Annotated in this window: 18 protein-coding genes, 1 pseudogene and 1 riboswitch; of the genes and pseudogenes, 8 read left to right on the top strand and 11 right to left on the bottom strand. The window is 30.3% G+C overall.

Annotation, left to right across the window (positions count from 1 at the left end):
- Positions 1-11: 11 nt before the first annotated feature.
- From ACX0KU_RS07115 to ACX0KU_RS07095, 5 genes are read right to left on the bottom strand one after another with little or no spacing between them, the layout of a single operon-like run.
- Positions 12-1,028: an ABC transporter substrate-binding protein gene (locus tag ACX0KU_RS07115; protein WP_472992180.1), complete on the bottom strand. Its 1,017-nt coding sequence runs from the start codon at positions 1,026-1,028 to the stop codon at positions 12-14.
- On the bottom strand, positions 1,025-1,780 hold the full coding sequence (locus ACX0KU_RS07110) for an ABC transporter permease (RefSeq protein WP_472992179.1): 756 nt from the start codon (positions 1,778-1,780) through the stop codon (positions 1,025-1,027). Before ACX0KU_RS07110 ends, ACX0KU_RS07115 begins: the two co-directional genes overlap by 4 nt.
- Positions 1,767-2,522, bottom strand: coding sequence for an ABC transporter ATP-binding protein (locus tag ACX0KU_RS07105; RefSeq protein WP_472992178.1), 756 nt, complete (start codon positions 2,520-2,522; stop codon positions 1,767-1,769). The genes ACX0KU_RS07110 and ACX0KU_RS07105 overlap by 14 nt, the downstream gene beginning before the upstream one ends.
- Positions 2,523-2,533: 11 nt before the next feature.
- The gene (locus ACX0KU_RS07100) at positions 2,534-3,985 is read right to left on the bottom strand and encodes an acyl-CoA reductase (protein WP_472992177.1); all 1,452 of its coding nucleotides are present in this window, start codon (positions 3,983-3,985) and stop codon (positions 2,534-2,536) included.
- A complete protein-coding gene (locus ACX0KU_RS07095) occupies positions 3,982-5,067 on the bottom strand; it encodes a LuxE/PaaK family acyltransferase (protein WP_472992176.1) in 1,086 nt (361 codons plus the stop codon). Before ACX0KU_RS07095 ends, ACX0KU_RS07100 begins: the two co-directional genes overlap by 4 nt.
- A 51-nt stretch (positions 5,068-5,118) precedes the next feature.
- Positions 5,119-5,220, bottom strand: a riboswitch (TPP riboswitch).
- A gap of 646 nt (positions 5,221-5,866) precedes the next feature.
- Here ACX0KU_RS07095 and ACX0KU_RS07090 point away from each other — a divergent pair.
- Complete coding sequence (locus ACX0KU_RS07090; protein WP_472992175.1) at positions 5,867-6,064, top strand: hypothetical protein; 198 nt, start codon at positions 5,867-5,869, stop codon at positions 6,062-6,064.
- A 299-nt stretch (positions 6,065-6,363) separates the two neighbouring features.
- On the opposite strand, the pseudogene ACX0KU_RS07085 reads toward ACX0KU_RS07090, so the two are convergent.
- Positions 6,364-6,840, bottom strand: a pseudogene (locus ACX0KU_RS07085) (mannose-1-phosphate guanylyltransferase); the annotation flags it as partial.
- 57 nt (positions 6,841-6,897) lie between these two features.
- Here ACX0KU_RS07085 and ACX0KU_RS07080 point away from each other — a divergent pair.
- Genes ACX0KU_RS07080 through ACX0KU_RS07070 form a run of 3 tightly spaced genes read left to right on the top strand, consistent with a single transcriptional unit; the run spans position 6,898 to position 7,730 of the window.
- Positions 6,898-7,275 carry a helix-turn-helix domain-containing protein gene (locus ACX0KU_RS07080; RefSeq protein ID WP_472992173.1) on the top strand — a complete coding sequence of 126 codons (378 nt, stop codon included), beginning with the start codon at positions 6,898-6,900 and terminating at the stop codon, positions 7,273-7,275.
- Positions 7,265-7,591: a hypothetical protein gene (locus ACX0KU_RS07075; RefSeq protein ID WP_472992171.1), complete on the top strand. Its 327-nt coding sequence runs from the start codon at positions 7,265-7,267 to the stop codon at positions 7,589-7,591. Before ACX0KU_RS07080 ends, ACX0KU_RS07075 begins: the two co-directional genes overlap by 11 nt.
- Before the next feature lies 1 nt (position 7,592).
- On the top strand, positions 7,593-7,730 hold the full coding sequence (locus ACX0KU_RS07070) for a hypothetical protein (protein ID WP_472992170.1): 138 nt from the start codon (positions 7,593-7,595) through the stop codon (positions 7,728-7,730).
- An 87-nt stretch (positions 7,731-7,817) separates the two neighbouring features.
- On the opposite strand, the gene ACX0KU_RS07065 is transcribed toward ACX0KU_RS07070, so the two are convergent.
- The gene (locus ACX0KU_RS07065; RefSeq protein ID WP_472992169.1) at positions 7,818-9,428 is read right to left on the bottom strand and encodes a leucine-rich repeat domain-containing protein; all 1,611 of its coding nucleotides are present in this window, start codon (positions 9,426-9,428) and stop codon (positions 7,818-7,820) included.
- 351 nt (positions 9,429-9,779) lie between these two features.
- Here ACX0KU_RS07065 and ACX0KU_RS07060 point away from each other — a divergent pair, with 351 nt between their 5' ends.
- Positions 9,780-10,568 carry a restriction endonuclease gene (locus tag ACX0KU_RS07060; protein ID WP_472992168.1) on the top strand — a complete coding sequence of 263 codons (789 nt, stop codon included), beginning with the start codon at positions 9,780-9,782 and terminating at the stop codon, positions 10,566-10,568.
- A 461-nt stretch (positions 10,569-11,029) separates the two neighbouring features.
- Here ACX0KU_RS07060 and ACX0KU_RS07055 read toward each other — a convergent pair whose 3' ends face one another.
- The 3 genes from ACX0KU_RS07055 to ACX0KU_RS07045 form a co-directional block, all read right to left on the bottom strand.
- Positions 11,030-11,761 (bottom strand): restriction endonuclease PLD domain-containing protein, encoded by a 732-nt coding sequence (locus ACX0KU_RS07055; protein ID WP_472992167.1) that lies wholly within the window; start codon positions 11,759-11,761, stop codon positions 11,030-11,032.
- A 230-nt stretch (positions 11,762-11,991) separates the two neighbouring features.
- On the bottom strand, positions 11,992-12,423 hold the full coding sequence (locus tag ACX0KU_RS07050; RefSeq protein ID WP_472992166.1) for a hypothetical protein: 432 nt from the start codon (positions 12,421-12,423) through the stop codon (positions 11,992-11,994).
- A gap of 257 nt (positions 12,424-12,680) precedes the next feature.
- A complete protein-coding gene (locus tag ACX0KU_RS07045; RefSeq protein WP_472992165.1) occupies positions 12,681-15,464 on the bottom strand; it encodes a TrlF family AAA-like ATPase in 2,784 nt (927 codons plus the stop codon).
- Positions 15,465-15,793: 329 nt separating this feature from the next.
- Between ACX0KU_RS07045 and ACX0KU_RS07040 the strand changes: the two genes are divergently transcribed.
- Entirely contained in the window at positions 15,794-16,624 is an 831-nt protein-coding gene (locus ACX0KU_RS07040) for a hypothetical protein (RefSeq protein ID WP_472992164.1), read from the top strand.
- A 109-nt stretch (positions 16,625-16,733) separates the two neighbouring features.
- On the top strand, positions 16,734-17,135 hold the full coding sequence (locus ACX0KU_RS07035) for a helix-turn-helix domain-containing protein (RefSeq protein ID WP_472992163.1): 402 nt from the start codon (positions 16,734-16,736) through the stop codon (positions 17,133-17,135).
- A gap of 133 nt (positions 17,136-17,268) precedes the next feature.
- On the opposite strand, the gene ACX0KU_RS07030 is transcribed toward ACX0KU_RS07035, so the two are convergent.
- Positions 17,269-17,619, bottom strand: a complete 351-nt coding sequence (locus ACX0KU_RS07030; protein ID WP_472992162.1) for a DUF4259 domain-containing protein — start codon at positions 17,617-17,619, stop codon at positions 17,269-17,271.
- Positions 17,620-17,929: 310 nt separating this feature from the next.
- Between ACX0KU_RS07030 and ACX0KU_RS07025 the strand changes: the two genes are divergently transcribed.
- Complete coding sequence (locus tag ACX0KU_RS07025; protein ID WP_472992161.1) at positions 17,930-19,321, top strand: Ig-like domain-containing domain; 1,392 nt, start codon at positions 17,930-17,932, stop codon at positions 19,319-19,321.
- The last annotated feature ends 173 nt before the right edge of the window (positions 19,322-19,494 follow it).

Raw genomic sequence — 19,494 nt, 5'->3', positions numbered from 1 at the left:
CCAACCTCCTTTTATTTCTTAGGTATGAGCTCATCAATCACTACTTGGGACATATCTAATTTCTTACTAATAAGCCCAACACTTTGATAAGCATCTGCACCCTTTTGTAGTATTTCCAGCTCAAGTGCACCAAGGATCTTCTTTGATTGATCGGAAGAAAGGCTTGAAATATTCCTTAAGTTAACAACTTTTAAGTTATTAGCTTCGTCCTTACCGTCTATTGCATATTTCACCGCTAAAGAAGCTGCTTCCTTAGGGTTATCAATCATCCACTGAGTACTGTTTTGATATCCTTCTAAAAACCTTTTAATAACTTCCTTTTTCTCCTGGTAAGTTTTTTCCGTTACAACATATACGTCACTAGGCAGATTTATGTAGTCCTTAACCTCCATAACATTCACCTCACCTAATCCTTTTTGTTTACCTATCTCTAAGCCCGTGTCTGTAGCCGCTGTTGCATCTACTTGTCCTTGCATTAGAGGGGCAAAATTTAAAAGACCGGTTTCAACTATAGTTACGTCTTTTTCTGTAAGTCCCACCTGGTGTAAAAGCAAGAGTAAATTCTGACGTGTTCCGCTGGATAGACTATATACTCCGATCTTTTTACCCTTTAGATCTTCCGGCTTAGTAATATTCTTTTCTTTTAAAGAAACTACATTAAATACATTCTGAGGATAAATACTATATATAGCTACTAATTTTTCTCCTTTATCTAAAGCTGCATATAAAGAACCTGGATCCGTAAAAGCAATATCTGCTTGGCCAGAAAGAATATTTTTGATAGCATCTCCACCGCCTGCACCAGGGATGAAGGAAATCTTTATTCCCTTATCTTTATAGAAACCTTTTTCTTCATCCACTAGAAGATTGATTTGTTCCGTTATAGGTTTACTCCAGCTAGCAACCCTTATCTCTTCAATCTTCTTCAGCTCTTGCTTAGAGCTTTCCCCCTTATCAGCGGCAGAACAACCGCTTATAAACATGCTTCCTATGAGTAATATGCTTCCTAATAAATACTTAATCTTCATTTTTTTCTTCCTTTCATATATGGTTTTAATAATATTTTTTCAATAAGATTTACTCCTTGGTATAAAGTGGAACCCATAATGGTGAGCAGTATAAGTACTGAAAACATCAGTGGTGTATCCATCATGCTTTGAGAGGCAATAACCATTGCACCCAACCCAACGTTTCCTCCTATAAACTCACCGACTACGGCTCCAACCACAGCCAATACAACTGCTACCCGAAAGCCTGCCATAATTGCAGGCAATCCAGCAGGTATTTTTAAACGAATAAGAGTTTGTAACCGTGTGGCTCCTAATATGTAAAATAAATCCTTCTTGCCTGAATCTGTAAACTGAACAGCTGTTACTGTGTTTTCTAGAAGAGGGAAAAAGCAAATTAATGCGGTAATCACAACTTTAGAAGTCATACCAAATCCAAACCACAAAATAAATAGCGGAGCTAAAGCTAATTTAGGAACTGCTTGGCTTGCAATCACATAAGGGTATAATAGTTTTCTTAAAAAATTGATCTCTCCCATCAGTATTCCAAGAATCAATCCCATTGAACAGCCAATAAGCAGCCCTAATATTACCTCAATGCTGGTTCGAAGGATATGCGGTAAAAAATATCCACTTTTAAGGCCATCCCATAATTCTAAAAGAATCACTGTAGGAGTTGGAAGGACGAGTTCCGACATTGGCCGTGCTACTATTTCCCAGATAATTAGTAAAAAGACTAAAAGTAAAGCAGAATAATATTCAACCCTTTTCATTTTGCCCTCCATTGATTGACTGTCGAATGCGTAAGCATAAATCATTAAAATACGGTTCATATCTCATCTCATAACTACGTTTCTCTGGCATATCTACTTTAATATCATAGCTAATCTGACCATCTACCATTATGGCTATCCGGTCGGATAAGTAAACAGCTTCAGTAATATCATGAGTTATAAAAAGCACCGTTGTTCTGTGCATTTTGCAAAGCTTTAACAAGTCATCCTGTAGTTCTTCTCGAGTAATGGCATCTAATGCTGCAAAAGGCTCATCTAAAAATAACATACTAGGTTTTTGCATAAGAGCTCGTGCAACAGCCACCCTACTTTGCTGACCGCCAGATAACTCCGTGGGATATTTCTCCTTCTGGAAGCTAATCCCCACTAATTGAAGCAGCTCTTTAGCATACTCCACATCTTCCTTTCTAGGCTTTCTTTGAATTGAAATGGGCAGAAGAATATTTTCAAGGACCGTTTTCCATTCTAAGAGAGTAGGTGACTGAAAAACATAGCCAATCTGAGCTGAAGGCTTTAACACTTCTTCATCCTGCAGATATATCTTGCCCTGATCTGGTTTCAAAAGACCTGCTGCAAGCTTCAATAGGGTAGTCTTACCACATCCACTTCTACCTAATAGAGTGTGAAAATCCCCTTCTTTAATTTGCCAGGAAGTGTCTTTAATTGCAAAATCCAACCCCTTATATCGATAATAAATATGGTCTAGTTTCAAGAAGCTCAAGTCATTACCTCCTAATCAACGTAAGGAGCAAATTTTTCTGAATACTCCTCAGCACTATGTTCTATATCTACCATATTGACTAAGTCTAGCAAATTAAACCGTCCGTCATGATGCCATCCGGATTCAGGAGAAGTCATATTTCCTAGTGCCGTTATACGATTAACTCCTACGTTAGCTAATAAGTCTGAAATATTGAAAAGTTCCTTAGGCGTTGCTGCAATACCTACTGTTTGGAGCAGCTGGCGGAAGGGTTCTATATATCCTATTATCTCTTCTAACTCATCAACAGCTATAATTTTCACAACTCTATTCAAAGAACTCGGTGTTATTTCCTTACAATTTTCCTCATATACAACTGTCCAGTTATTTAGTGAATCACTCATTACTTCCTTTGTTGATTCATGAAAGGCACTAAGCTCTTCTCTATTGCGCCAAGCAACATTAGCTGTCATCTCTTCCAGGGTTAATGTCCTGCGAGGATACCTTTTTTCAAAACAGGCCAATTCGTGAGCAACATATCTGGCAAATTCTGAGGTCGAAACACTTCCCCCCTTTTGCACAAAGAAAAAATGAGGTGAATAACAGCCTTGTTGATCATATCTAGCTATATCCCTTGCAGCATCATAAGCAGTTTGAACAGCTTTGCGCGGATCTAAACTCGCTTTTGATATCAATCCGAAGCTTATCTTATGACCAAAAGAAAGAAAACGGGTTGTAATAGGAATCTTGTTGCGAAGCGAAGCTAAGGTTTGGTTACTTCCATAACCAACTATCACATCCGCCTGTCTGAATAAACAGGATTCTCGTTCTTGGTCTCCACCTTTCCACCAGATTATAGCCATACAATCTGCAAGTCTAGGCTCTACCTCTATCAATGCTTCAACAAATAAACCAGCAAATAGGGGTTCATCACTTGAAACTTTGCCGATGCTACCGGATTTAACTAAAAGGCCAGATATTAGACTCCATAAAGGTAGAGCCGGTACATTTCCCGCCCAGACATGAACTATTAAATCATGTCCTAATGCCTTTGAAAATCCGCCTTTGGGCCTAGGTTGAAACTCATCTAAAAGCATGGGATTTGTAAAATCTTCTACTAAGAATCGCTGCAACTGTGGCTTACGAAAGGTTTTAAAATAAGAAGTAAGACCTAAACGGATGATCTCTTCATCATACCCAGTGATAATGGGCAGCAGTCTTTCTGCTTTCTTCCTATATGGTGAACTTCGAGACAAAAACTTAGCTATGGCTTCATCAATGATATGAATAATCTGGTTAACCGTAAAAGATTTAAGTACATCTCTGCTATTCTTTTTAATCCTTGCTACCAAAGTGGAAACCTGTTCCCTTGAAAGTATAGGTACACTAACTTCCAGTGTATCCTTGTTATTTTTGAAATTTAGAGTTTGCCATTCTATTTCTTCTTCAAATCCAGGTGGTATGTATCCTGCAACTTGTTTCATATGTTGTTTCCCTTTCTTGCTTGAATAAATTCCTCAACTGCCAGTGAACAACCTTTCGCTTCTGACCCTTTGGCCCTACCTAAGAGAAGAAAGCCATTTTCTACTTCAATTCCAATATCTTCAGTAAGGATAGTGGTCACGGAATTAAAATTAGCCAAATCACAGTGTACAAGAAGACCTTGTTCCCCTTTAGGTGCATCTTGTCCTGTTATAGGATTAATAACCCGTGTCTTTATCCAATGAGGTCCGGACTTAACGGAAGGAACTACATCATTACCATCATCATAAAATTGAGTGCTTAGCTCCGTCATACCATACATGTTGATACAATCTTTCCTATCAATCCCTAAATAACGAGAAAGACGATTATAAAATTCATTCAATTCTATATCTCTAGATTTATTTTTGAAACCACCTGTATCAAGAATCCTGCTTCTATTAGGTAGATTAAAGACTTTTCTTGTCTTTTCCAGCTCATCTAACAAATGTACAAAACTAAAGCTGGCACCTAATAGTGCATAAGGTTCTCCTACCTTTTCAATATGTTCCAATTTCTCTATGAGTTCTCTTACCATTAAGCCTTCGTCTACAATATAATAGCAACTATCTCCCGCACCAAATTCTTGAAGGGCAAGGGCTAGGTAGTGAGCCAGAGATGAATTTGGCATCTTTTCTTCTGTAGGAAAGAGAATCCCCATCTCTATCTTCTCATTATTCTTCATAAAGCGTTCTTTAAAATTCAGCTTCATTGACAGGTCATACACCTGTAAATTTGGGTGATAGTGTTTTCCCTGAATCCCCTGTGTTGTACCACTTGTCATGAAAATCCTTTCAGCTTCCTTAGGATCTATACAACTTAAAGAAAGTTCTTTAAAAGCATTAATAGGTACTGGGGGGATCTCTCTCCAATTTTTCACCACCCGTGGAGTTTTACCCTTCTGTAAACAGTACTTTTGGTAAGAAAGATTATGCTTATATTGATAATCGAATAAATATAAAGCTTGTTCGTTAAACTGCTCCTCTGAAGCTTGACCCTGATTTATAAAATCATAAACATACTTAGATACTTCACGTTCACTCATAATAATAAATTTCCTTTCATAAAAAATAAAACACTTTGCACGAACAAAGTGTTAAAAAACAGAACACATTCCTACGCTGGCATTACCCAACAGGTTCAACGGTCTACGAATAATCGTACTCTCAGCCTTTTTCAAGCTCCCGGTGTCTTTTTATAATTATTTATTTTGATTATACTTCTTTTTAAGAATTATTTCAATTGTAACATGAATTGCTGCCAGGGCAAACGTATCTTTATTATTTTTCCTATTGTGTTTCTTTATGGATTATTGTCCCCATTGAGAATTTACCAGTTTTCGTGCAACTACTGTCATATGTATTACCATTAACATACAGTTCAGATATGCTTAAATCATCTATCAATTCAGTTGCTTTAATTAATCTATGCCTCAGCCTATTGGTACTTATAGGTTACATCTTGGTATTATTCACAATTAGTACTGAAGAATTTTAAAATACTATATTAGAACTATATACCCCTGGAAAGAGTCTCGTAGTATTATTAATGACACTAATAAACTAGCAAAAAAATATTTGAAATTTCCCCATATTGTAAATACATTATTAAAGATAATACAATTATAGAAGTTGAATTAGATGTGGAAAAACAAGAAAAAGACTTGAAAATGCAACAATCATTATCATTAAATAATATTGAAAAAGCGGAAAGAACTATTGAAACTATTGAGGTATTAGGGTGATTTTACAATAGATTAATACTGTTCATAAACACCCCTCCATATTTTTATAATATTACGTATATATGATGGAGACAAGAGGTGAAGAGGAGAAGAAGTAATAATGTATAAAAGTCATGTTGAAGAAGTTATGGAATTAGATGCAAATCAATATGCGAAGACGTTTGAACAGATTATTGAAAGAATAGAGAAAGAATTTATACAGAATGATATAATATTAGAAGGTGTAATTAAGCAGTTAAACTATCTATGTACAAATATCAAAATTAATATAACTGAACAATATTTAAAGGCAAAATAGGGACTAGCACTAGTCTCTTTCATTTTGTCTATTTTTATGTAATGGAAGATGTACTATGAATCAATTCAGAATAGGTTAAAAAAGCGTCAAACAACGACCTAACCAATTATGCAAACATAAGTGCTTCAACAACAACTGGTAGTGCAGAATATACACTTATTATGTCCTAATAATATCATCACCCCCATTGTCTAACTAGAAGATATTTCTTCCATTTAATTATTGTTAAAGTTAAATAAAATAAGGCCAGGATAGCAACTCTCTCTAAAGGAAGTTGTATCCTGACCCCAAAATCAAGGTTACAAATACTTATCATAATCTTCTTGTTCCTGTATAACATTTACTAAATGTTTTATCTCTTGATCTTTATTCTTATCCATAACAAGGAGTACATCTCCTGCATCTACTATAATAAGATCCTTTACTCCAAATCCTATTATTAATTTTTCCTTTCCAAAAACATAACAGTTTTCACTTTGCTCCATAAAGGCATTTCCAACAATGCTATTTCCTCTATGACTACCTAAGAATCTACACATAGCGGAGAAGCTTCCAATATCATCCCATTCAAATTCACTTTTAACTACATATGCTTTTCTTGTCTTTTGCATTATCCCAAAGTCAACAGATATGCCTTCTATAAGATTATACTGTTCTTTAGTTGTCTCTTCTTCTTTTTCTGTACCAACATCCTTGTAAACTTCCATTAAGCTTCTATACATCTTTGGAAGGTACTTTTCCATCTCCCTCAAGAATACATCTGCTCTCTTCACAAAACTGCTACCCACTTTACTTTAAAAATTAATTACTATAAAGAACTGATTCTACGCTACTTGGCAAAGCAATTTGAAGGAAAACTAGTATCCTTAGGCTTTGCCAAAGAGGAAATAAAAGATAGAGGTATACTTCTCTTAAAATATATTTCTATTGATGACTTTGATGAAGAATATCTTAAACCAAATAAATTACCCATTATATCTAAAGAGTTCAAAATAGATATATTCTTACTATTTGATGACTATTATAGGTTTGTCTTTTCTAACTACAATTCCCTTATCTTGAACTATAGAGTAATACATTGTTTAGACCAAAAGTCTTTTGCTAAAAAATTAAATATGAGCCCCGCAGATATTGGTAAGTTCGAAAAAAAACTAAAATATCCTACTAGGATGCAATATAAAAAAATTATGGAGGTATTAAATGCTAAATAAAACGAGTCCACAAAAACACTATCTACTTATAGATTTAGATATACTGGAACCTGTAGTTATCGAATTTAATAACATGGAATATATATTCATTGTAGATGATAGCTATTTTGAATCAAGAAACAAAAACTCTTTCTCTATAAAAGAGAAGCTCTATATACTAGGCCTACCTATATCTATATTTTGGAGCAAAGTTAGCAAGCTCGATATGTATCTTATGAAACTTAAGTATTACACTATAAGTCCCAATCAGCTTCAAATTAATATAATTAATAAAAATATAAAAGTACTTATAAATAATAAACTTAGGAGGAATTAACTTGAATACTAATTTAGAAGAAATATTAGAGAAAATTGAAAGAATAGAAGAATGCCTAATATATATAGCTGGGGACCTTAAGACATTAGACAAAAAAGTGAAAGAATTAGAATCCGAATCACCAAATCCATTTTATTGAGCTTAAAAGCTAAAAGTATAGAGAGTATAAGCAGACTTTCTTAACATTAACATACTTGTACTCTCTTAAGTTTATTTATATTACTTGTTAATTCTCGTTATTAATGATTCTTTTATAAATATCTTGTTTATTGAATTTTAAATATTTTAAAATTAACTCCTTAGTATCTCTTGTTGCATGATTATATGAGTTTATAACCTCTGATACATATATTTCATAATTCTGCCCAAGCTCTAGGGCTTTATTAAAGTACTCTTCAGCTTTATTTGGATACCCATTTAAATAATATATAGAGCCAAGTAAGTTATATGGATAATGAGACTTTTCATTTAAGCTTAGTGCTGTTTTAGCACAAGCTTCCGCATCCCCCAACTCACCAATATCTTTTAAAGCAGCACCTCTAGTAACTAATGATGCTGATTTTGCCCCCATATCTTTTAATCTGGAGTAGCAATTTGTAACTGAAATAGCTAATTTAGGAATACCAAGATTTCTATATATTCTACTTGCTCTAGAAATGCTCCACTCCTTCTTAAGATAATAATATTGCATATAATAACCCAATGCCTCAATTGCTTTATTTGTATTGCTGATAAAAAGATTAATTTCCGTTTCTATTACTGGAAGTCCTTCGTCAAACCTTTCTAAAACTGATATAATAGTATCATATTCACTGTCATTCCTCTGTAAGTTTTCAAGATAATACTTATTTTTTAGACTTTCAATATGCATGTTTTTTTCATTCATCTCTTTGTTTACCTTATAATATTCAATAAAACCATTAATCTTCTCTAGATGCTGAATTATTAGATGTTCACCAATAGATTTAGTTTTAAAAGTTTTAAATTTACCGTTATTAAATCTAATTTCTATCCTATCTTCTTCAAGAGATATATTTTCAATTATACCTTCACCAAAATTACTATGAGTTATTTCAAGTCCAATAAAATGTGTCATTGGCAAAGGCGCCTCACTTATAAACTGTCTAAACATTATATTTTTTTCAACAAGTTGTTCTCTAATATCATCTTTAACAAGTATTTGTAAGTTACTTGATATAAAACCTAAAGGTAGACTATCTACTATATTATTATCATTAATGTGTAAAGAAGTTAGCTTTGTTAGTTTTGTTAATGCACTTATATTTGATATGCAATTATTATTAAGTTCTAAAACTTCTAGATTTGTTAAGGTTGATAAAGCGTCTATGCTCTTAATGTTATTTGTACCTATGCAAAGTTCTTTTAAATTTTTTAAGTGCTGCAAGTCAGAAATATCACTAATCTTATTGTCATATAAATACAAACATTCTAATTCTTTAAGATGTTTAAGAGGGCTTATATCTTTTATCTCATTTCGTGATAAGTCTAAAAATTTCAATGATTTAAGATGTATTACTGGGGAGATATCTGCTATTTTGCTTTGGGAAAGTATTAATGATGTTAAATTAATTAAATTACTGATTTCTTTAATATCTTTTATGCAACTATTTATAATTGATAACTCTCTCAAGTTTACTAAGTAATTTAACCCTTCCAATGAATTAATTGAAGAATCTTCTAAATATATAGATTCTATATTTATAATATCATTCATGTATATTCTTTCGTTATGCTTGTTTATTAATTGCCTTATGTGATTCTCAAGCTTATTATTATTGAAATTAATGGGCATAAAAATCATTTTACTTTTATCCATTTTTACCTCCGAGATAATATAATTAAAACAAACTCGAATAAGCACCTTTTAATTATGTCTTATATGTTTATAGAGTTACCATTCTACATTTGAAATTTATTTCCTTTACACTATTAAATAAATTTTCATAGTTTTAGTAAAAGAATAGTTATACTTAAGAATTTTTTATTAGCTATTTAAGTTACATAGAAAAAGTATATTGCTAAGAATTGATATAATTTATATAAAATTAAGTTACCAATTGAGTGATTGTGTATACTTGAAGAACTAATTATCAAAGTGTGAATTTGGAATAGTTGATTAATTCAATTCATAACATGTATATGTAAACAATGTTAAGTAAGGGGTAATATGAATTTTATAGAATTTAAACGAGCTAAAAATAAATTAAGACAAATAGAACGAGAGGTGGTAGTAGCAAAGCCATATATTAAAATACCTCCAAATAGAAAAGACTATGGTATAGACGAAAATATTGAGGAGAAGCTAAGTTCGGTTGACAATAGATTGGAGACAATGAAAAATGTTAAAGCTATACTGACTTTTATACTCATGATTGCGTCAACCTTTTTAATTGGATTACACCAGACAAACAACATTCATAAATCTTTAGTTTTTGCATCCATCTCTATTCTGCCATCTATGATAGTATTTCTACTGATAGTAAATAAAAAGATGCCACAGACCCAATCACATATTGCTTATAATAAATATAAGAAAGATATTATTAACTACAAATATTGGAAAGGCAAAGACACTAGGGGTTATTGGCACTCACTTGATGGATTTGGATTTGAATATGCTTTAGCAGAATTATACAATTTACTTGGATATAGAACAGTCTTAACTAAGAGAAGTGGAGATAAAGGTGTAGATATAATTTTAGAAAAAGAACATGATATAATTATTGTTCAATGCAAAGCTCATAGAGTTAGAATCTCCCCGTCTGTTGCGAAAAAACTATCTGATTCAATGAATTATTTTAGGGTTAATAAATCTATACTAGCATCTGTTTCGGGTTTTACTCCTGGTGTTTATGATTATGTTTGTGGTAAAAATATAGAATTAGTAGACACAAATGATATTTTAAATATGATGAGTATTTTGGAACAAAAGTCTCCAAAGAATAAAGCTATATAGAGGCTTAAAAAAGCCTCTATTATTATATAAATATATATGGATAACTTAAGTTACAGTAGTGAATTTTTATATATAAAAGTAAGAAATATGCCTTACACTACGTCAAAATTTAAATGATATCTATCTCCAATTACATTCTCTTTAAAATTAACAATTCCTTTCTTAATCGGGATAGCTTCTTCTCTTCGCCATATTAACTATAGGCACCGGAAGATGGTTCTCATTTATACTCGATTCTATAACCTCTCTAATAATCTCTCTATTGAGTATAATAGTTTACCTTTACTCCCTACCTTTTAATCATATCCTAGAAAAATACTATAACTAATACATACATATTCAAAATTGCTGATTTTATTAAAGCGTATATAAATAATAAGAAAAATTACAGACCTCTGTTTGCATAGATTTTTAGTCAACAATCGTGAAGTTGTTATATGTTTTAATCTTTATCTTATCAATTAACCTAGTTCTCTTGTTGAATCATTATTAATTATCCCTTTTATCTTATGATACCAGTACCTCATTATTCTATCTTCATGCTCTAAGAAATCCGAATCAACTTTATCACAACTAATTTCATCCATTGTATCAAACTTATTTTTTAACAAATCATTTTCTAAAATATTTAATCCATAGGATTCGGTTACATTATAACTATTTATATCATAAATCTTCTGTCCTTTATCATTCCATATCAAAACATCACACTCAAAATTAGGTTTATAACTACTCTTATTTTTGTGCTTGTCCAGTAAATATGCATTACCACTTAAGTTACTACTCCCTATTATCATTGCAATTGGATTTTTATCCCTTACTTTAATTGCAATTTTTGAATGATAGGAGTCATTTCTATAACCCTTAACTTTAATATTAAAATTATGTAAACGTGCTAATACATCATAAAATTCTTGTAATTTGCACGCTTCACACTTATCGTATTTATAATTACCATGCGTGCAAGCTGTTGAACTAATCTTTCCTCCTATCAGTATAAGTAAACCTTCATTCCATTGGAAACCTTTTTCAATGTTATTGAGTAATTCGCACTTGTTGTATTCTAATATATGCTTACTGAAGTAACCACTACATAGTATTAATTCTTCTCCTTCTAATTGAACTAAGCTATTCAAAGCTTTATTGAATGGACTACGATTTAAATCATTTCTAATTAGTATTCTTCCTCCCATTCTAAATCACCCTTCTATATAAATATTAAGTTTATATTTTCTTGTTATTAGCTATATATTTATAATATTTATTAAGATAACATTAATTAATGTATATCTATAAACTTATTGCACAGCTACTACTAAATTATCTCTTCTAAATATCATATTTATTATATAGACCAATTATTATTTTTATTTTGTAATAGCTTTCATAGTAATAAAATTACTCCAAATTTAGTTTTTTTAAATCAATTATTTATAAAGTAAGCCTCTTGATATCTCATGTTTCTCTTATCCCATTTCATTTTAACTTCATCATATCTCGCTAAATCCAAATCATTTTCACATGGAGCCAATACAAACCATCTTATATGTTCTTCTTTAATATATTTAATAGATTCATCTAAAAAGCACATAGGCAATAAACCATTTTTAATTGATGTTGCTACTTCCTCTATATAATTTACATATATAGGAGTATTACCTTCAATAGGAGATAATCTAATTTCTACTAAACTATCAGTAATCTTTTCATTAATATCTCCTATTAAAACTGTTGCATTATAATAATAAATCGTTCTTTCTTCTTTGTTTAAGCTAATAAATCTGCATTGGGTGAATGGACATACTAAGTTATAGATAGCATTATGAAAACTAAACTTATCTATTTTATCAAACATCGCTTTCCCTCCTTATTTGTATAAATTCACTAAGTATAAATTTAACATATTTATATATATTGCTTAATTTACACACTTATACATTTACCCTATAACAAAGTAAATCTATTTAAAATTTTAAAAACAAGTCGGCAATCGAGCGGTTGTGGTATACCACAACCGCCCAATTGCCGACTTATCTCAATGTAATTATTGTATACAAATAAAATTTAAAATTATTTAATGTCTTTGCTTTAACCAATAAAACAGTAACTTATCTAGGCTATTCCATATCTTTTTGAACGCATAATAAACGCATCTTCTCCACCTTCCATTACGGTACATATTTCATCTTTTATTTCATAATCTTCTATACATCCCTCTGTATACACTTCAATATACTTGCTTTCTGAATTCATAGCTACCACATGTTCTGCATCTCCATTTACAGGTATATTAGCATTATGAGTTACGACTATAATTTGCCTTTGCTCTTTTGATATTTTAAGTCTTTCCACAATCAAATCATAAATCAAATGGTTATCTAAATCGTCTTCTGGTTGGTCTAATACTAGTGGGATATCCCCATGAGATAGAATAAATGTTAGTATTGCTGACGTCTTTTGTCCAGCTGATGCATTGGATAGAGACTTGTATTCTGTATTACCTGAAGGCTGATATTTTACTATAATATTATCCTCAGGTATTAATAAAGATATCTCTGCCATCTGTTCATCATTTAAGGCTTTAATAACATTCTTGAATTTTCCTGTATACCTCTCTATAGGTTCTTCAGCTTTTATACTATTAAATTCGTCATATAGGTTATTTATGTTTTTTACTATATCTCCGCTAAAACACATATCACATATAGTTTTTATGTCTTCATCAAAACCGATATCTTTTTGTAATACTGCCCTTAACTTATGTTCGAAATCGTTTATATCTCTAAATTTTGATACTTCCATCTTTATTGTTGTTTGTTTCAATAAATCTTTTAGGAAGTCCTTTCTTACCTTATGTGTTTGTTCTTTGTAATCAATATAATCTTTCTTTATTATATCTAGTGTTTCTTTTTCTTTTATCAGCTCACTGTCTAATTTATTAATTTCACTCAGCTCTTGCTGCTTTACATCATGCTTTTGCAACATTAAATTTATGCCTTCCACTTCAATGCCATCATTTCTAAGTTTACTAATTGTGCTTTGAAAGTCTATATTAGTTTCTGATTTTTGACTTAACCATACACTATTTTCAACAACTCGCTTAATTAATTTCATAGATTCATAGTAATTATTTATGCTTAACTTTATATTTTCTATTGTTTCATTATAAGTTCTTGTAATTTTATCTGTTATCTCTTCAATTTCAATTTTATATTCTTCTCTTATATTACTGTCTATATCCAATTCAGGCATAATTATACTAGTTAAAATATTGTTTAAACTTTCAATATTGTTTAATACTTTATCACCATATCCACTTAAATAACTCTGTTCTTTCTGAAAGGCTTGATAACATTTTATTTTATCTTGTATCCCACTTTCATTAAATAAGGTTAACTGATGGGATATATCTTTTAATTCTGTTTCTAACTTATTCTTAAACTTAAGTCTATCATTAATTCTTTTTATTTTCATATATTGTCCTAGATACTCTTTTTTCTTTGTTTCATATTGATTTTTTAATATATTTACTTCATCTAAAGAGTAGTCTATTTTTTCTCTTAAAATATTTGGTTTCTTAGCTAATTCATAAATCTGTTTTTGAGTATATACATCAAACTTAAAAAATTCTGAAAAACCCTCATCATCCACCGGTTCATATACTCCAGTCTCTTCGTTAAGTTTCTCAATTGAAAGTTTATGATTATCTTTAGTAAAATCTGTTGCTACTATTTTATATAATAAATCATTTCTAACAACCTCTAGTTCAATATAAGTGTCCTTTCTTAAGACCCCAATTTGTTGTTTATTATCATATAATTTAAAAAAATCATTAAATTCTCTTAAACTTTCATTTAATTCCTTAACATCGCTTGTATTCTTCATAACTCCCTTAATAAATTTAATTATACTGGATTTTCCACTTCCTCTTCCCCCTATTATTGTTGTCATTTGAGGGCTAAAGTTTATACTTGCAAGCTTGTCTCCTTCTGTTACTTCTGAATTATTAAATTTGATGCCTTTTATCCAAAGACTAGGGAGTTTATAGGGCTTATAAGGTGATTCAAAACAATTCTTTACCCTTAACTGGTTTAATAGTAATGCTTGTCTTAAACTATTTAAGTTTGGAGATGAGTTCATTTTAATCCATGTGTATTTTTGACCTATGCCCCAAACGCCATGTTTACTACTTGATTCATTCTCTGGATTATCTGAAAATGTCAATAGTGCTTTATTCACATCAAGTGCCTGTTTCGTACATGTAATAAAATCCTTAACGGCTTCATCACTAAATTCTTTTCCATATGTATTATATAAACTTGTTTTAAATGCTTCTTTATTGATTGTCTCTGATGAAACTGCCAATTCCCTGTTTACTACTTGTACAGCTGAGATATAATCTAATTGTAAAAAATCTTTTCTTATATCAAATGATGCCTGTGATATGCCATTAAACTCATCTATATGTGCTGGAATTACTATACCACCTAACTTATTTGCTATTTCAGCAACCTCTTTAATACTTTTAATTGTATGTGCACTAGGTTTTGCAAAATTTTCATAATCGATATCTAATTTAATTAAAAAGTGATTTATCTTATTCGAATTGCAATTAATGTCAAATAAAACTAAAATATGTACTTTAGCATCTCCGCAAGTTACCTCCACACCTGGAAAAATAACTATACCTTCAGCTTCAGCTAAGCCTTTAATCTTGTCTATGTATTTACCCGTATTATGGTCTGTTATTGCAATGCAATCTAAACCTGATTCTTTTACTTTCTCTATCCACTGTTCTGGTGTTATGGTTTTATCAGTAAAGCACTCACTCTCTGGAGTATGTAAATGAAAATCACATTTATACCACTTTAATCCACAATAATCCTTATTAATCATAACAATCCCCCTTACCCCCTATAATTTTACCATAAGTGTTTTTATTTTACATTATAACTTAAAATTATACAACCTTGTATTATACATGCTTAGCTATAAACATAGCTAATATTAAAGAGGAGATAAAATAACTATATTAAAACTAAAATTTGAGCAAGACTATAATAAAACTTTAACTTATAGAATGTATGAAAGCAAAGTCTATTCCTTAGTGCTTTTATCCTATGATAATCCTCTTGTATTTTTATATATGTAGTATTAAAGTTTTTGTACTATAAATATACTATCTTCTTATATACTTTAATGTAATATTTAAGAAAGGTGTTTTTATGGCAAATTGTTTAAAGTTAGATGGCTTAAGAAAATTATGTGAAGAAAATGGGATAGTCGATGATGTCAAAAATGCTAAATCAGTTTCAGAGTCTAGAAAGATTGTATTGAAATACTTAGACAGCAATACAAAGGTTAGCAGAAAATCTGTAGAGGAATATATTAGAATACTTAATGGATTAGATGATAGTCACTTTAAAGATAAAAATATCTTTTTGGAAGAAGTTTCTAGTCCTGCTTCTGATAATACAGAACTCTCTACTAACTCCTCAATCATAAGTAATAATGAAAAGGATACTATCACTAATAGTAATCCGAAAAAAACTAACAAGAATGAAGAATCATATAACAAAAATAATATAAATCCTAATAAAGAAATTTTAAATACAAGTAGTGAAAAAAAAGAAGTTATTTCTGAAACTACAATAGTAGAAAGAGAAGCTATAATTATAGACAATGCTAAAGCCCAGCTTTATGAGGAAATGGCAACTGAGGTTAATGCTTATAGGGATACAATTAAGAATCTTCAATCAGAATTAGAAAGCTTTAGGACATTATTTTCTAGACATGTCAATTCCCAAGACGAAGATGAATCCAAAAAGAAAAACAAATTATCAACTACAATCCAAAGCCTCAATGAACTTATTAATGGCAATAATGAACAGGTTATGGTTCAAATTAATAAAGAGCTTTTAAGTAAAGTCACTAAATATGTTGATGCTAATTCACTTATAAAACTCGAAAGTATAGTTCGAGAAGGCTATGACCTCAACTCTACTATAATACAAAGTATTTTGCTTGCTTTTATTCATCAGAACTCTTTACTATAACTTTTTATGGTACCAAAAGATTTATATAACTTTAAAGTTTTCCATAAAAAGGATTTTACTCTGTTATGTTGAATAGTTAAAATAACTAATTTATGTAAGGGGTTTTATGATGGAAGAGTTAATTATTAGAATTGGGAAATTAGTAAGAGAAAAAAGATTGGGGTTAGGATACACTACTCAAGAGTTGGCTGATAAACTTGAAGTTTCGGCTGGTCTAATTAATAATATTGAGAATTCAAAGACGGATTCATTTAATCTTTCCTTTATGAGTAGATTATGTTCTGCTCTTGATATATCCTTGATATCTTTATTAGCAAAAGATACATCTCAAATAAAGGACATGCTAAATACATCTAAAAATATACCTGAATCCTTATCTCATCAAATTAATACTATTATTGATGAGTACATAAACACTGCAATAAAACTAAGCTTCAATGCCGACAAACTGGATACTATATGTAATAAGATTTTATATGAACTTAGATTTATTAATAAAATTTCTGAATAAAATCAGGCTAGCATAGTCCTTATCTCTAGTACTAGCTAGCCTAAATAATTTATTATACTCTAAAATATCATATTATTTCATTCATAGAACTTAATCTCTATGAATGATACATAAATGGTGGTAATAGATACATTTATATAAACTTAAGTATTTTTGTTTTTAATTCATTTAAAACTTTTTTTCTTTCCTCTAACTCACTTTCTCCGCTTTCTTTCCAAATCTCAAGTCCTTTTCCACTGTCAATAATGTCTAATGCCTTGCTCTTAACCTCTTCTTCTAATTCTCCGTGTTCCATTTGAAGCGAAGCTAGAGCTAAATATACTGTAGAACTATCATCTTCATCTTCTATAACTTCTTCGTACTCCTCTATAATTCTTTCAGTTGCTTCATTAATAGATAAACCATCTTCTATATATTCTTCAAAATCATCCCTAATATCAGAAGAAGTATCATCATCAAATATTCCGTATCCCCAGGCTCCCATATTGGAATAACACCTCCATTCTATTCTACTGTTACTTATGTATTATTCCCAACAAATAATACATAAATGTCCTTATTATATTTGGAGTAATAACTTATTTTTCAAACTTAAATATAGTTCTACCTTTCCTGCCGTATGACTTATTCCATTACCATTAATCCATGATTATATTTCAGCTATGATTAATTTTATCAGGAGTTAACATAATAATTTCATTTTTAATACAAATAATAGATTATAATCCATAAATTGTTTGAAGATAAATGCTAAATCAAATATAATATAGAAGAATGAATGAGGAGGGAACATTATGAATAAAAGAATAAAAACGATTAATTTATTTATATGCTTACTGGCTATTGTATCAAACGTTTCTAACCAAACTTTTGCTAAGAGTTTGGGTGAAGAAACAATAACTACAAATAATGGATTAGTAATTAAGATTAACACGACTATAAATGGGACTACATTTCCAAGTAACACTTCATCAGAAGATGTGGTTGAAAATACTTTTAATACTACTGTAAATCCAAGTGGTAATACTAAAACCTTTGGAGAAAAAATGGGAACTGCAAATAAAATTTGGACTATAAAATTTAATAATGATGTAGATAAAAATACATTATCTAATAGTATTATAATAGAAGACGCTTTTAAAAATATCATTAACACTACATTAGATACAAGTGGAAATACGGTAAAAATTAAGCCTCCAGCAAGTGGATATGATACTGGTACATATACTATTAAAATTCTAGATAGCATAAAATCTTCTAAAGGCTCAAAAATGAAAGACTCTTATGATATGAAATTTAATGTTCCATTACCCACTAAACCAACTATGTATCAGCAAGTAGTGTATGCAATAGGCAAATATAGTCCATCAAGTAGTTATATATTAGGTTTAGCGTCAAAAAAGCAAAAACAAACTATCGAAGAAGAAATAAATTTTTGGTTGGATGACAGTATAAGTTATTCTATTAATACATCTGTGCATGAAACTATGCACGGATTTCAAAGTATGGGTTTATATGATTTCTGGAATCCTGATTTTAAGAATTCATCACATTTGATAGATAACAAATTATATATTGCTCCCAAGTCATGTGATGGCATATTTAAAACAGAAGAAGCAACTGGAAATCTACCTGAAAATTTAAAACCCTATAGATGGCAGTCTTACGCATCTCCAGGTTCTATACTTGATTCGAATACTAAAGGAATTTACGGATTACTTGATGAATTCGAGGCCTATTACTACGGTGATAAAGCTGTTTATGATTGTTATGGATATTTTTTAGAAGGTTCTCATTCAAAAGAAGTATGGTTTGACTATATAGGTTCTCTAGATGGAACTGCTTTTTATGAATTTTCATTCTTTACGTTAAAATACTTAACCTATTCTAAACAAAATCATGTTGATACTTATAATACAATTATGAACGATACAAAATATAAAACGGTTTTCAAATATATCTATAATAACTATAAAAAATATGTAGAAATTGAAAGGCCAGCAAGGATAAAGCAACTGGTTATTGACTTGAATAAAATGGGTAAAAAAGCTTCTTATTCAAATCATAATTTTTATATAGATAATATTTATATAGAAGATAATATAGTAAATCCGAAAATACAAAACATAAAAAAAGAAATGGAAAAAACAGAATATGTAACTATTTTAAATGAATTATTAAAATAGCTTTCATTCACACAAAGGTGCTTAAGATTGAGCACCTTTTGTTTTTCTTATTACTATAAATAATTATCTAAAAATATCATAATTTTAAAATGCACAATATTCATAAATGTTAAAATATAAGTTGTATTCATTTTAGTAAAAATTTTTATTTATATGAATAAATACAGATTTAT

The organism is Clostridium sp. X, assembly GCF_055755365.1.
This window is presented reverse-complemented; position numbering and strand designations above follow the sequence as displayed.